Source organism: Brevundimonas sp., from assembly GCF_041919755.1.
Taxonomy (GTDB): domain Bacteria; phylum Pseudomonadota; class Alphaproteobacteria; order Caulobacterales; family Caulobacteraceae; genus Brevundimonas.
The window spans coordinates 97,129-110,182 of the sequence record NZ_JAYRTD010000001.1 but is presented as its reverse complement, the minus strand read 5'-3'; the positions used below and the strand labels follow the sequence as shown (position 1 = coordinate 110,182).

Here is a 13,054-nt window from a genome sequence, read left to right as displayed (position 1 = left end):
GTTCGCGGATGGCCCCTCAATCGTCGGCCAGCACTGACTTGTCTCCCGGCCCGGCGGTCGGATCGGCCGGGGCAGCGAGCGCGGTCGGCTGTTTCGACAGGGCCGTGGCCAGCGCGTCGCGGTCCAGTTCCCCCTCCCAGCGGGCGACCACCAGGGTGGCCACGGCATTGCCGATGAAGTTGGTCAGGGCCCGGCACTCGCTCATGAACCGGTCGATGCCCAAGATGAGGGCCATGCCCGCCACCGGCACGTCCGGTACCACCGACAGGGTCGCGGCCAGGGTGATGAAGCCCGCGCCCGTGATGCCGGCCGCGCCCTTGGAGCTGAGCATGGCGACAAGCAGCAGGGTGATCTGTTGCGTCAGGGTCAACTCGATGTTCAGCGCCTGGGCGATGAACAGGGCCGCCATGGTCATGTAGATGTTGGTGCCGTCCAGATTGAAGGAATAGCCCGTGGGCACGACCAGGCCGACGACCGACTTGGACGCTCCAGCGCGCTCCATCTTTTGCAGAAGGCTGGGCAGGGCGGCCTCTGACGAGGATGTGCCGAGCACCAGCAGCAGCTCTTCCTTCAGGTAGCGGACCAGCTTGAAGATCGAAAAGCCGTTGGCCCAGGCGACCAGACCCAGAATACCGAAAACGAAAACGGCGGCGGTGACGTAGAAGGTGGCAACCAGGGCGGCGAGATTGGCGATGGAGCCAATCCCGTATTTGCCGATGGTGAAGGCGAAGGCTCCGAATGCCCCGATCGGTGCCGCCTTCATCAATATGGCCACCAGTTTGAAGAAGGCGGTGGACAGGGCCTCCAGCAGACGCAGCACCGGCCTGCCTGCCTCTCCAACCATGACCAGAGCGATGCCGAACAACACCGAAATGAACAGCACCTGGAGGATGTTGCCCTCGGAGAAGGCAGACACAACGGTGTCGGGAATGATCGACAGCAGGAAACCCACGATGGTCGATTCATGCGCCTTGGCCGCATAGTCTGCGACGGCGGCGGCATCTAGCGAGGCGGGATCGATGTTCAGGCCGCGGCCCGGCTGAACCAGATTGGCGATAATCAGGCCGACGATCAGAGCCAGGGTCGAGAAAGTCAGGAAATAGGCGAAGGCCTTGCCGACCACACGGCCGACACTGCCCAGATTGCTCATGCCCGCGATGCCGGTGACGATGGTCAGGAAGATCACCGGCGCGATGATCATCTTCACCAGCTTGATGAAGCCATCACCCAGGGGTTTCAGCTGCTCGCCCAGACCCGCTATGGCCTGGCCGTCCGGTCCGATCGTGCTGGGGAAGAAATGCCCGATCAGCCCGCCCATGAAGATGGCAAAGAGCACCTGGAAATAAAGCTGCGCGTAGAATGGCTTGCGCTTGACCGGCTGGCCATCAGGGGCGGTGAGAGTGCCGATCTGCATGCTGTGCCTCGTACTACGATCACGGAAGGTGCAGCGATTCTGGCGGAAGCGGTGGGATTCGAACCCACGGACGGCTTTCACCGTCGCTGGTTTTCAAGACCAGTGCCTTAAACCACTCGGCCACACTTCCTGATCGACGGCAGGCCTGTGAGGGCCATGCACCGTGCGGACCGGCGACATAGCGCAGAAGGTTGCGTTAACCAAAGCGGAAATCTGTTCTCCGATACTGACCGCCTGAGTTCGATGCGGGAGCGGCGCGGTGACGGCTAGAATTGCGAAGGGTCTGGTCGTGGCGGCAGCGATGTCGCTGCTGGCGGCGTGTGCCAGCGGGGCCTCGTCGGGCGGCATTGGCGGGGGCGGGCGTCTGGCGGATGCCGGTCGGATGCCGGTGGTGACCGATCCGGCGCCGATCGTGTCGGGGACCATGCGGCCTTATCAGATCCGGGGGCGGTGGTACCGGCCCGAGGAACAGCCAAACTATGACGAGACGGGGCTGGCGTCCTGGTACGGGGCGCAGTTCAACGGACGCCCGACGGCAACGGGCGAGCGGTTCGACATGCATGCGCTGACGGCGGCGCACAAGACCCTGCCGCTGCCTGGACTGGTGGAAGTGACCAATCTGGCCAATGGGCGACGCATCGTGGTGCGGGTCAATGATCGCGGACCGTTTGCTGAAGGGCGGATCATCGACCTGTCGCGCGGGGCAGCGGAGGCGCTGGACCTGTTGCAGCGGGGCGTGGGCGAGGTGCGGGTGCGCTATCTGGGCCGGGCCCCGCGCGAGGGTGGAGGCACGACGATGCAATATGCGGCGGCCGAGCCTGTGGCGGCGGCTCCGGCGGCCTTGCGCGGGCCGGTGCCCTATCTGTCGGTGGCGGGCGGGCAGGGGGCGGCTCGAGGGCCAGAGCCGGTGTCGAGATCCGTTTCCGAACCGGTGCGCTATGAGGCACCCACCCCTGTGGTCAGGGCGTCCTCGCCCGCATCGACTGCTGCGGGCCAGTGGGTGCAAGCCGGGGCCTGGGCCGATGCGCGGGCGGCGCGGCGTGCGGCTGACAATCTGGGCGGCAGCGCGCGGGTCGAGCAGGAGGCGGGCGGGGCCTGGCGGGTGCTGGTGGGGCCCTGGCCCGATGCCAGTGCGGCGGAACGGTCGCGGCGGGCGGTCATATCGCGGGGCTATCCCGACGCCCTGTTGATATCGGGACAGTAAGGCTTGCGAAGACGCCCGGCGTCGCCATTGTGCGCCGGTGACCCAGGGCAGATTCATCACATTCGAAGGCGGCGAAGGCACCGGCAAGTCGACCCAGGTCGCGCGCCTGGTCGAGCGGCTGCGCGCGCGCGATCTGGAGGTCGTGCAGACCCGCGAGCCGGGCGGCTCTCAAGGGGCCGAGGAGATCCGCAATCTGGCCCTGAACGGCGACGCCGGGCGCTGGTCGCCGATGACCGAGACCTTGCTGATGTTCGCGGCCCGGTCGGACCATCTGGAGCGGACCGTGCGACCTGCGCTGGAGGCCGGGCGCTGGGTGGTCTGTGACCGCTTCGCCGATTCCAGCCGCGCCTATCAGGGGGTGGGTGGCGGTACGCCCGCAGATTTCATCGAGGCGCTGGACGCCGCTGTGGTGGGGGTGACGCAGCCGGACCTGACTCTGGTGTTCGACCTGCCGGTCGAGGTCGGACTGGAGCGGGCGTTCGGGCGGGGCCTGTTCGAGACGCGGTTCGAGTCCAAGGGGCTGGCGTTTCACGAACGGCTGCGCCGTGGCTTTCTGGAGATCGCGCGGACGCATGATCGCTGTGTCGTCATCGACGCCGACGGCGACATGGATACGGTGACCGAGCGGGTCTGGGCGGCGGTCCAAGGGCGGCTGCTGTGAGCGACCATCCCCGCGACCGGTTCGACCTGATTCCCGACGCGAAGGCGGAGGCCGCGTTTCTGGATGCCCAGTCGCGCGGGCGACTGCATCACGCATGGCTGCTGTGCGGGGTTGAGGGATCGGGCAAGGCGACGTTCGCCTATCGCGCGGCGCGGCGGCTGCTGGGGGCTGCACCCGATACGTCGCGGGGTCTGCTGGGGACGCGGCCGGACGATCCGGTGGCGCGGCTAATCTCCGCCCAGTCGCATCCTGACCTGCTGGTGCTGGAGCGGGCGGTCGAGGGCGGCAAGATCAAGAAGTCGATCTCGGTCGATCAGGCGCGGGAGCTGCCGGAGTTCTTTTCCAAGAGCCCGTCGCAGGCTCAGGCGCGAGTAGCGATCATCGATGCAGCCGATGACCTGAACCTGAATGCTGCCAATGCCTTGCTGAAGGTTCTTGAGGAGCCGCCTGAGAGCGGCGTGCTGTTTCTGGTGACCCATGCGCCCGGGCGGCTATTGGCCACGATCCGCTCGCGGTGCCGGCGGCTGGCCTTTCCGGTGTGGCCCGAGCATGCGCTGGAGGAGCTGGTGCGCAATCGGACAGGAGTGCCCTCCGCCGAGGCGGCGCGGATCGCGGGCATGGCGGCCGGATCGCCCGGACAGGCGCTGGCCCTGGCGTCCGGCGCGACACTGGAGGCTGATCAGCTGGCACAGGACTGGGTCAATGCCGACGTCGTGGATCGGGCCGAAGCCATGGCGGTCGCCGACAAGTTCCGGGGCGCGGAGGGGCAGGCGCGGTTCGAGACCCTGATGGAGCGGCTGATCGCGGCGGTGAAGATCAGGGCGCTGAACGAGGGCGCGTCCGGGGCCCGCTGGGCCGAGCTGTGGACACGGCTGTCCGAACTGCCCGACCGGGCGGCAGCGATCAATTTGGATCGGGCCGATGTGCTGGCGGGCGCGCTGGCGGACCTGCAGAGGACCAAGGCTCAGGCGGGGGCGCGCTGATGCTGATCGACAGCCATGTGAACCTGCATGCGCCGCAGTTCGACGATGACCGCGACGCCGTTATCGCGCGCGCGCGCGAGGCGGGCGTCGGGCTGATGGTCGAGATATCGGACAAGCTGTCGACCTTCGCGGCGACGCACGGCCTGGCCATGGCGCATCCGGACATCTGGTGCACGGTGGGGGCGCATCCGCATGAGGCCAAGGACCACACCGACCTGACGGCGGCGCGTCTGGTGGAACTTGCAGGGCGGGACCGGGTGGTGGGGATCGGCGAGTGCGGGCTGGATTTCCACTACGACTTCAGCCCGCGTGACGTACAGGCGGCGGTGTTTCGCCAGCATATCGCCGCCGCACGCCAGACGGGCCTGCCGCTGGTGGTGCACACACGCGAGGCGGATGCGGTGATGGGCGATATTCTGGAGGAGGAGATGGCCATCGGGCCGTTCCGGTTCCTGATGCATTGCTATACGTCTGGTGCAGAACTAGCGGAAAAAGCAGCAGAACTCGGAGCGTGGTACTCCGTCTCCGGGATCGCCACCTTCAAGGCGGCGGGCGATGTGCGCGAGGTCATCGCGGCCATGCCGGCGGACCGGATCATCGTGGAGACCGACTGCCCCTATCTGGCCCCCATCCCGTATCGGGGGCGGCGCAATGAGCCGGCGTTCATCGGTCATGTGCTGGACAAGCTGGCCGAGATTCGGGGCTGGTCCCGCGAGGAGGCCGAGGCGCGCACGACGGACGCCTTCTTCACCCTGTTCGACCGGATCCCGAGGCCTGCAGGCGCATGAGCGAGCTGGAAGTCGTCATCCTGGGCAGCGGATCGTCGGGCGGGGTGCCGCGCGGGGACGGCGACTGGGGCGACTGCAATCCGGCCGAGCCGAAAAACCGCCGCAGCCGCTGCTCGGCCCTGATCCGGCGGCATGGGCCTGACGGCGTGACCAGCGTGCTGATCGACACCTCGCCGGACCTGAGGGAGCAGGCGCTGGCGGCGAGCATCCGGCATGTGGATGCCGTCCTCTATACCCATGACCACGCGGACCAGACGCACGGCATCGACGACCTGAGGGTCTTTGCCATGCGCACGCGGCGGCGCATCCCGGCCTGGATGGACCAGGCGACGATGGACGCCCTGACGACGCGGTTCGGCTATATCTTCGAGAGCGTCGAGGGCTATCCCGCCATTCTGGACGCGCATCTGATTCCGCCGCACGGCCAGCACTGGTCGGTGGGCGGCGCGGGTGGCGAGGTGCCGGTCGTGACCTTCAACCAGGCACACGGACCCATCCGCTCGGTCGGCTATCGCATCGGGCCTGTGGCCTATTCCAGCGATGTGTCGGACCTGGACGAGGCGGCGCTGGAGGCCGTGCGCGGCTGCGACCTGTGGATCGTCGACGCCCTGCGTTGGACGCCCCATCCGACCCACGCCCACGTCGACAAGACTCTGGACTGGATCGCGCGATCGGGTGTCAGGCGCGCGGTGCTGACCAACCTGCATCTGGACCTGGACTATGAGGCGCTGAGAGCCGTCGTGCCGGACAATGTGGAGGTTGGGTTCGACGGTTGGAGTGCAAAACTTGAGCTCTAACTCATCTAGTCAAAGACCTCTGTGGTAGCGACGACGGAGTAGGGCATCATGGCCGAAAAAAGCCAGCGTCGAGATCGGCGAGTGGGCTGCCTATTGGTGCTTGTGACGGTGTTGGCGGTGCCCTGGTTCTGCTGGGAACTCTACAGCTACCGCTACTATCAAGGCTGGCTTCCTCGAGGCGTCGATGCGCCGATCGTGCAGTACCGAAAAGTCGCCACGTTCGGGTTCGGTCCAGGTGGTCAGGATACGGGTCTTATCGTCATGCGTATGACTGACAAGAGTGCTGACCTGATGGAACGCAAAGGACTTGTTTTCTTACAGAACAGCAGATCGTCCAGAGCCAATGGCTACTATGGCTGGACCAAAACGCCTGTGGCTCCAATGTGGAGCGGACATGGGGAACATTCTTGCGGTCGAGAACCCGGTATTGCCGCCTACGTGGACTATGGAGATTTCCGGTGCCACCTGAAGGCATCAGTCGTGGCAGAGATCAACCGGATTATCAGTTCGCCTGGCGCCTACTATGCGAGAGGATCTGGAAGCCGCGTGATCATCGTCGCGCCACAGCATCGCAAAGTGATCATCGCCTTTAATGGCTAAGCCAGCAGCCGCGCCGCCTGGGGCGCAAAGTAAGTTAGCACGCCGGCACAGCCGGCCCGCTTGAAGCCGTGCAGGGTTTCCAGGATGGCGCGGTCTTGGTCCAGCCAGCCGTTGGCGATGGAGGCCTGCATCATCGCGTATTCGCCGCTGACCTGATAGGCGAAGGTCGGGACGCGGAAGGTTTCGTGCACCCGGCGGACGATGTCGAGATAGGGCATGCCGGGCTTGACCATGACGGCGTCGGCCCCCTCGGAGATGTCCATGGCGACCTCGCGCAGAGCCTCGTCGGAGTTGGCATAGTCCATCTGGTAGGTCTTCTTGTCGCCGACCAGCATGGCGGCCGAGCCGACGGCGTCGCGGTAGGGGCCGTAGAAGGCCGAGGCGAACTTGGCCGCATAGGACAGGATCATGGTGTCGTGCAGGCCGTTGGCTTCCAGCGCCTCGCGGATGGCCTGGACGCGGCCGTCCATCATGTCGGAGGGGGCCACGACATCGGCCCCGGCATGGGCGTGGATGAAGGCCTGCTCGGCCAACCGCTCCAGCGAGGCGTCGTTCAGCACCCGCCCGTCCTCGACCACGCCGTCGTGGCCGTGGTCGGTGTAGCAGTCCAGCGCCACGTCGGTCATGACGCCGATGTCCGGCACCGCATCCTTGATGGCCCTGATGCAGTCGGGGATCAGGCCGTCGGGATCGGTCGCGCCGGTTCCGATCGCATCCTTGATCGCGCCGTCGACATTGGGGAACAAGGCGACCATGGAGATACCCAGGCCGTGGGCCTCCTTCGCTGCCTCGGCCGCCGCCTTGGGCGACAGGCGAAAGACGCCGGGCATGGAGGCGACGGGGACGCGGTCCTCGGCTCCGTCATGGACGATCAGGGGCCAGATCAGGTCGGCGGGGGTCAGGGTGGTCTCGGCGACCAGACGACGCACCCAAGGGCTCGAGCGCAGGCGGCGCGGACGGGCGTAGGGGAAGGCGGCAGGCGCGAAAGGCTGGGTCATGCCCCCCCTTAGCTTCCTTCACCCGTTGGGAGAAGGTGGCGCGCAAGGACGACGGCTGCGCAGCCGTGCGCTCAAGCCCTCTCCCGCCGGGAGAGGGAAGAGGCTAGAACGCCCAAAACGCGAAGGGAACGCTTTATGGATTTCGCCCTCAACGACGATCAGCGCGCCATTCAGGATGCGGCGCGGGCCTTTGCCGAGGCTGAGCTGGCCCCGCTCAGCGCGGAGTGGGACGAGACCAAGACCTTCCCCGTCGAGACGATGCGCCAGGCGGCGGAGATGGGATTTTGCGGCATCTATACGGCTGAGGAGCACGGCGGGATGGCGCTGGGCCGCGTCGAGGCGGCGGTGATCTTCGAGGAGCTGTCGCGTGGCGATGTATCGACCGCGGCCTTCATCAGTATTCACAACATGGCGACGTGGATGATCGACAGGTTCGGCTCCGCCGACCTGAGGGGCCGGTATGTGCCGTCGCTGGTGTCGATGGAGAAGATCGCCAGCTACTGCCTGACCGAGCCGGGTTCGGGGTCGGATGCGGCCGCCATGCGCACGACGGCCCGGCTGGACGGCGATCACTATGTGCTGAATGGCTCCAAGGCCTTCATCTCCGGGGCCGGGACGTCGGACGTCTATGTGGTCATGGCCCGCACCGGCGAGCCGGGAGCCAAGGGCATTTCGGCCTTCGTCGTCGATCTGGGCACACCCGGCCTGTCGTTCGGGGCGCAGGAAAAGAAGATGGGCTGGAACAGTCAGCCGACCGCCATCGTCCAGTTCGACGACTGCCGCGTGCCGGTGGCCAATCTGCTGGGGCAGGAGGGCGACGGTTTCCGCTACGCCATGATGGGGCTGGACGGCGGGCGTTTGAACATCGCGGCCTGTTCGCTAGGCGGGGCGCGTCTGGCGCTGGAGACGGCCCAGGACTACGTCGCCAGTCGCAAGCAGTTCGGCAAGGCACTGGCCGAGTTCCAGAACACCCAGTTCAAGCTGGCCGACATGGCGACACAGCTGGAGGCCGCGCGGCTGCTGGTGCTGCGCGGTGCCTGGGCCATCGACACCGATCATCCGGAGAAGACCAAATGGTGCGCCATGGCCAAGCGGTTCGCCACCGACGTCTGTTTCCAGATCGCGGACGAGGCGCTGCAACTGCACGGTGGCTACGGCTATCTGAAGGACTATCCGCTGGAGCGGATCGTGCGCGACCTGCGGGTGCACCGCATTCTGGAAGGCACCAATGAGATCATGCGGGTGATCACGGCGCGCGAGATGATGCGTCAGTAGGCTGGACCCATCCGCGCCCTCGCCGTATCAGCCCCTCATGACAACCGAACCCGCAATCCTGACCCGCATCGCCTCTGGCGTGGGCATCATCACACTGAACCGGCCCAAGGCGCTGCATGCGCTGAACCGGGGTATGTGCGAGGCGATGACGCGGGCGCTGCTGGACTGGCGTCAGGATGACGCGGTCAAGTCGGTGCTGATCGACCATGCGGGCGAGCGAGGGTTCTGTGCCGGGGGCGACATCCGGATGATCGCCGAGAGCGGGGCAGGGGATGCGTCGGAGGCCAAAGCCTTCTTCAAGACCGAATACCGGCTGAATCATCTGATGTTCGACTATCCGAAGCCGATCACGGCGCTGGTCGATGGCATCGTCATGGGCGGAGGGGTCGGTATATCCGAGCCGGCCGTCGTGCGGATCGCGACCGAGCGGACGACCTATGCCATGCCGGAGACGGGGATCGGGCTGTTCCCGGATGTCGGCGGCGGCTGGTTCCTGCCGCGGCTGCCGGGTCAGACGGGGGTCTGGCTGGCGCTGACGGGCGCGCGGCTGAAGGCGGCGGATACGGTGTTCCTAGGTATCCACACCCACTATCTGCCCAGTGATGCGCTGGAGGCTTTCCGCGCCATCCTGTCGGCCGATCCGGCGCACCCGGTCGATGTGGCGGACGGGCTGGAGGACGATGCGGGCGAGGCCCCGATCGAGGCGCATCTGGAGGCCATCGACCGGCTATTCGCCTTCGACACCGTCGAGGAGATTTTCGCGGCGCTCGAGGCAGACGGGTCGGACTGGGCGCTGGCGCAACTGGCGACGCTGAAGACCAAGTCGCCGCAGTCGCTGAAAGTGTCGCTGCGCCAGATTCGCACCGGGGCGACCCTGACCGACTTTGCCGACAATATGGCCATGGAATATGCCCTGGGCGGGCGGGTCGTTCAGACCCACGACTTCCAGGAGGGCGTGCGGGCCGTGATCGTGGATAAAGACAATGCGCCGAAATGGTCGCCCGATACGCTGGACGGCGTCACGGATGCGGCGCTGGACGCCCTTTTTGCGCCTCTGGCTGCTGACGAGGCCTGGACGCCGCTTGACTGAGCGGTGCGCGGGGCTTGCGTCGCAGCGCGAACCATTGCCTTGATCCGTGGCTGTTTCGGAGAGCCCCATGCTGAAGTCCTCGATCCTTGCCGCCGCCATGGCGGCCAGTGCCGTCGCCCTGTCGGGGTGCGTGATCATCGCCAACGATGGCGGGACGCGGACGGTCTATGTGTCGGCTGAGGAAGCAGCTGCGATGAGTGCACCGACGGCCGCTGATTATGCCTCCGTTTTGGCCGACCCGCGCCGGCTGGAAACCGAGGTGGCGCGCGATCCGCTGCGCAAACCTGCCGAAATGCTGGCCTTCGCACAGATCGGGCCGGGCGATGCCGTGGCCGACATCCGGCCCGAGGAAGGCTATTTCACCCGTCTGTTCGCGCCGGCGGTGGGCGAGACCGGCAAGGTATATGCCTTCGTGCCCAACCAGACGGCGGGGCGCGAGAATGCCTTTGCCGACACCTTGGCCGCGACCTATGCGAACGTCAGCCGCGTGACCGGGGCGTTGGAGACTATGACGTTCGACCGTCCGCTGGACGTCGTCTTCATGGGTGAGGAGTACCACGACTTCACCATCCCCCGGTTCGGTGTGGATGTGGCGGCGATGAATGCGGCGGTGTTCGCGGCGCTGAAGCCGGGCGGGCTGTACGTCATTCTGGATCATCAGGCGGCGGACGGCGCGGGCATCAGCGTGGCCGGAACCCTGCACCGGATCGAGGCGGCGGAACTGCGCCGCCAAGTCGAGGCCGCGGGCTTCGTCTTCGACGGCGAGAGCGATGCGGTGCGGGTGCCAAGCGACGACCACACGCTGAGCGTCTTCGACGAAAGCATTCGCGGACGCACCGACCGATTCGTCTATCGCTTCAGGAAACCAATTTAGTCCGGAGACGCACCGCAGACATCTGCGCAGCGGCACAGATGGCCTTAATCAGGCTGTCCGGTCGCGCGATGCCCCGTCCGGCGATATCGAAGCCCGTGCCGTGGTCGGGCGACGTACGAACGATCGGCAGGCCCAGGGTCACGTTGACGCCGCCCCAGAAATCCAGTGTCTTGACCGGGATCAGCGCTTGGTCGTGATACAGGCAGACGGCGGCGTCATAGCCGGCGCGCGCCTCGGCGTGGAACATAGTGTCGGCGGGGCGAGGGTCGGAGATGTCGATGCCCTCGGCGCGGAGGATTTCGACGGCGGGGGCCAGGATTTCGATTTCCTCCAGCCCCATGGCTCCACCCTCGCCCGCATGCGGGTTCAGTGCCGCCAGAGCCAGACGCGGGCGGGCGATACCGAAATCACGCCGCATGGCTTCGTGCACCACCCGCGCGGTTCGACACACGCGCTCGATCGTGACCAACTCAGGCACCTGGGCCAGGGAGGCGTGGATGGTCACCAGACAGGCCCTCAGGTCCAGGGCCGTCAGCATCATGACCGGCCCGCGCGTGTCGGCGAACGGCACGTCGGCCGTCAGTTCTGCGATGAACTCCGTATGTCCGGGAAAGCGGAACCCTGCGGCATACAGCGGGGCCTTGGCGATGGGGGCTGTGACGATCCCGCCCACCTGCCCATTCAGCGCCAGATTGACCGCCTGTTCGATCCAGTCGGCCACGGCCCCGGCATTGGCGCTGTCCGGGCGACCGGGTACGACTTGTGCTGAAAGGGGGTGGTCCAGCACAGGAATGGCTCGCGCAAACACGCCGGGTGCGTCGGCCGGAGACGTGATGGCCTGCACCGGATGACCTTGAGCGCGCATGAGCGACGCGTCGCCGATGACGACAAAGGGCTGACCGCCTTCCTTCAGCGCCGCCCAGGCCTTGGCGATAATCTCAGGCCCGACACCTGCCGGCTCGCCCATCGACAGGGCCAGCGGCAGGGGCGAGACCATCAGGATTTGAACTCAATCGCCGCGTCCTGACGCAGGTCGCGCATATAGCGACGGCCAAGGGTGGCCAGGTTCTGGCCGAACAGGCGGTTTTCGACCTGCTGGGCGTTCGGAGCCTCGGCCCCGCCCGCGCGACGTCCGCAGACGGCCAGCAGATGGACGCCCAGCTGGGTGCGGATCGGCGTACTGATCGAACCGACCGCACCGGAGCGGGCGACCTGCTGGAACTGAGGCAGCAGGTTCGCTGGATCGGCCTCGCCCAGATCAGTGCCGAGCAATCCCTGTTCCGACGTCGCGCGGGCCAGGATGTTGTCGCACGTCAGCTGCGGGCGCAGGGCCTCCAGACGCTGGGTCGCGGCGGCCACCTGGGCCTCCGTCGCCGTCGCCGGCAGTTCGACCATCATCTGCTTGATCTGGGCCAGGCTGGAGGTCGAACCGTCGCGCTTGTCGCGCATGTACAGGATGTAGACGCCGCCTTCCACAGGGATGGGACGGGACAGTTCGCCGGGGCTGAGCTGATCCATGGCCTGCTGCAGGGCGGGCTGGACCGTGCCTTCGACCACCCAGCCGGCATCGCCGCCGCGGGTGGCGGAAGGCGCAGCCGAGAACTGCTGAGCCACCGCCTGGAAGGGGGCACCTTGCACCATCTGCTGCACCAGCTGGGTCGCGCCGTTCAAGGCTGCCTGCTGACCGCCGACGCGCGCGGATTCGATGTAGATCTCACCGATCAGATACTGCTTCTTCAGGGCCGCTTCGGTCGCCTGCCGAAGAGCGGCCTGCACGGCCCCTTGGCTGACCCGGGCGCGGCTCTGGAAGCGACCGCCGACCAGCCGCTGCCAGCCGATCTGGGTACGCAGCTGCTCACGCAGCGTCGAGGGGCGGATGCCGAACTGGGCCAGGGACTGGGCGTAGGCCTCTGCGGTTGCCCCGACCTCGGAGGCCATGGCCGTCAGTTCTTCCTCGACCTCGGCATCCGTCGCCTTGATATCGGGATAGCGGTCGAGTTCCTGGTTCTGCAGTCGCTCGTCGATGATGAGGTTCAGCGCCTGCTGACGAATGGCCGGCAGGTTTTCCGGCGTGGGCTGGACTTGGGTCTGGGCAATGAGCAGCAGCATCCGCTGGCGCAGGTCGAAACCGGTGATGACGCTGTCGTTGACCGTCGCCAGGACGCCGTCGGCAAGCTGAAACTGAGGGGCAGGCGCGGCCGCAGGCGTCGCGGGTCCGGCCGGATTGGGCACGCCGGCGGCCGCGGGTCCCGGCGTCTGCGGGGCCGTCTGGGCCAGGGCGGTGCTGGACAGCAGGGCGGCGACCGCTAGGCCTGTGATGGAACGCTCGAAACGCATGTCAGTCCTGATTCCTGTGGCGGCGCTGATCCC

General features: G+C 66.7%; 13 protein-coding genes and 1 tRNA gene. 9 read left to right on the top strand and 5 right to left on the bottom strand.

What is annotated here, in order from left to right; all coding sequences use genetic code 11:
* Nucleotides 1-16: 16 nt before the first annotated feature.
* Complete coding sequence (locus tag ACE3TH_RS00595) at nucleotides 17-1,414, bottom strand: dicarboxylate/amino acid:cation symporter (RefSeq protein ID WP_374596384.1); 1,398 nt, start codon at nucleotides 1,412-1,414, stop codon at nucleotides 17-19.
* Between the two features lie 40 nt (nucleotides 1,415-1,454).
* Nucleotides 1,455-1,544, bottom strand: a tRNA-Ser gene (locus tag ACE3TH_RS00590).
* Nucleotides 1,545-1,673: 129 nt separating this feature from the next.
* Between ACE3TH_RS00590 and ACE3TH_RS00585 the strand changes: the two genes are divergently transcribed.
* The 6 genes from ACE3TH_RS00585 to ACE3TH_RS00560 are packed head-to-tail and all read left to right on the top strand — an operon-like array spanning nucleotide 1,674 to nucleotide 6,447.
* Entirely contained in the window at nucleotides 1,674-2,618 is a 945-nt protein-coding gene (locus ACE3TH_RS00585; RefSeq protein WP_374596382.1) for a septal ring lytic transglycosylase RlpA family protein, read from the top strand.
* 37 nt (nucleotides 2,619-2,655) lie between these two features.
* The gene (gene tmk, locus ACE3TH_RS00580) at nucleotides 2,656-3,279 is read left to right on the top strand and encodes a dTMP kinase (protein WP_374596380.1); all 624 of its coding nucleotides are present in this window, start codon (nucleotides 2,656-2,658) and stop codon (nucleotides 3,277-3,279) included.
* The gene (locus ACE3TH_RS00575; protein ID WP_374596378.1) at nucleotides 3,276-4,262 is read left to right on the top strand and encodes a DNA polymerase III subunit delta'; all 987 of its coding nucleotides are present in this window, start codon (nucleotides 3,276-3,278) and stop codon (nucleotides 4,260-4,262) included. Before tmk ends, ACE3TH_RS00575 begins: the two co-directional genes overlap by 4 nt.
* Complete coding sequence (locus ACE3TH_RS00570) at nucleotides 4,262-5,050, top strand: TatD family hydrolase (RefSeq protein ID WP_374596376.1); 789 nt, start codon at nucleotides 4,262-4,264, stop codon at nucleotides 5,048-5,050. The genes ACE3TH_RS00575 and ACE3TH_RS00570 overlap by 1 nt, the downstream gene beginning before the upstream one ends.
* Nucleotides 5,047-5,847, top strand: a complete 801-nt coding sequence (locus ACE3TH_RS00565; protein WP_374596374.1) for an MBL fold metallo-hydrolase — start codon at nucleotides 5,047-5,049, stop codon at nucleotides 5,845-5,847. Before ACE3TH_RS00570 ends, ACE3TH_RS00565 begins: the two co-directional genes overlap by 4 nt.
* Nucleotides 5,848-5,895: 48 nt before the next feature.
* Nucleotides 5,896-6,447 carry a hypothetical protein gene (locus ACE3TH_RS00560; RefSeq protein WP_374596372.1) on the top strand — a complete coding sequence of 184 codons (552 nt, stop codon included), beginning with the start codon at nucleotides 5,896-5,898 and terminating at the stop codon, nucleotides 6,445-6,447.
* Here the strand turns inward: ACE3TH_RS00560 and hemB are convergent.
* Complete coding sequence (hemB, locus tag ACE3TH_RS00555; protein WP_374596370.1) at nucleotides 6,444-7,445, bottom strand: porphobilinogen synthase; 1,002 nt, start codon at nucleotides 7,443-7,445, stop codon at nucleotides 6,444-6,446. The two genes, ACE3TH_RS00560 and hemB, sit on opposite strands and share 4 nt — an antisense overlap.
* A gap of 135 nt (nucleotides 7,446-7,580) precedes the next feature.
* Between hemB and ACE3TH_RS00550 the strand changes: the two genes are divergently transcribed.
* From ACE3TH_RS00550 to ACE3TH_RS00540, 3 genes are all read left to right on the top strand, one after another.
* A complete protein-coding gene (locus tag ACE3TH_RS00550; RefSeq protein WP_374596368.1) occupies nucleotides 7,581-8,720 on the top strand; it encodes an isobutyryl-CoA dehydrogenase in 1,140 nt (379 codons plus the stop codon).
* Nucleotides 8,721-8,757: 37 nt separating this feature from the next.
* Nucleotides 8,758-9,810 (top strand): enoyl-CoA hydratase/isomerase family protein, encoded by a 1,053-nt coding sequence (locus tag ACE3TH_RS00545; RefSeq protein ID WP_374596366.1) that lies wholly within the window; start codon nucleotides 8,758-8,760, stop codon nucleotides 9,808-9,810.
* Between the two features lie 67 nt (nucleotides 9,811-9,877).
* Nucleotides 9,878-10,684 carry a class I SAM-dependent methyltransferase gene (locus ACE3TH_RS00540; protein WP_374596364.1) on the top strand — a complete coding sequence of 269 codons (807 nt, stop codon included), beginning with the start codon at nucleotides 9,878-9,880 and terminating at the stop codon, nucleotides 10,682-10,684.
* Here ACE3TH_RS00540 and pdxA read toward each other — a convergent pair.
* On the bottom strand, nucleotides 10,668-11,681 hold the full coding sequence (gene pdxA, locus ACE3TH_RS00535) for a 4-hydroxythreonine-4-phosphate dehydrogenase PdxA (protein WP_374596362.1): 1,014 nt from the start codon (nucleotides 11,679-11,681) through the stop codon (nucleotides 10,668-10,670). The genes ACE3TH_RS00540 and pdxA overlap by 17 nt on opposite strands.
* Nucleotides 11,681-13,021: a peptidylprolyl isomerase gene (locus ACE3TH_RS00530; RefSeq protein ID WP_374596360.1), complete on the bottom strand. Its 1,341-nt coding sequence runs from the start codon at nucleotides 13,019-13,021 to the stop codon at nucleotides 11,681-11,683. The genes pdxA and ACE3TH_RS00530 overlap by 1 nt, the downstream gene beginning before the upstream one ends.
* Nucleotides 13,022-13,054: the final 33 nt, after the last annotated feature.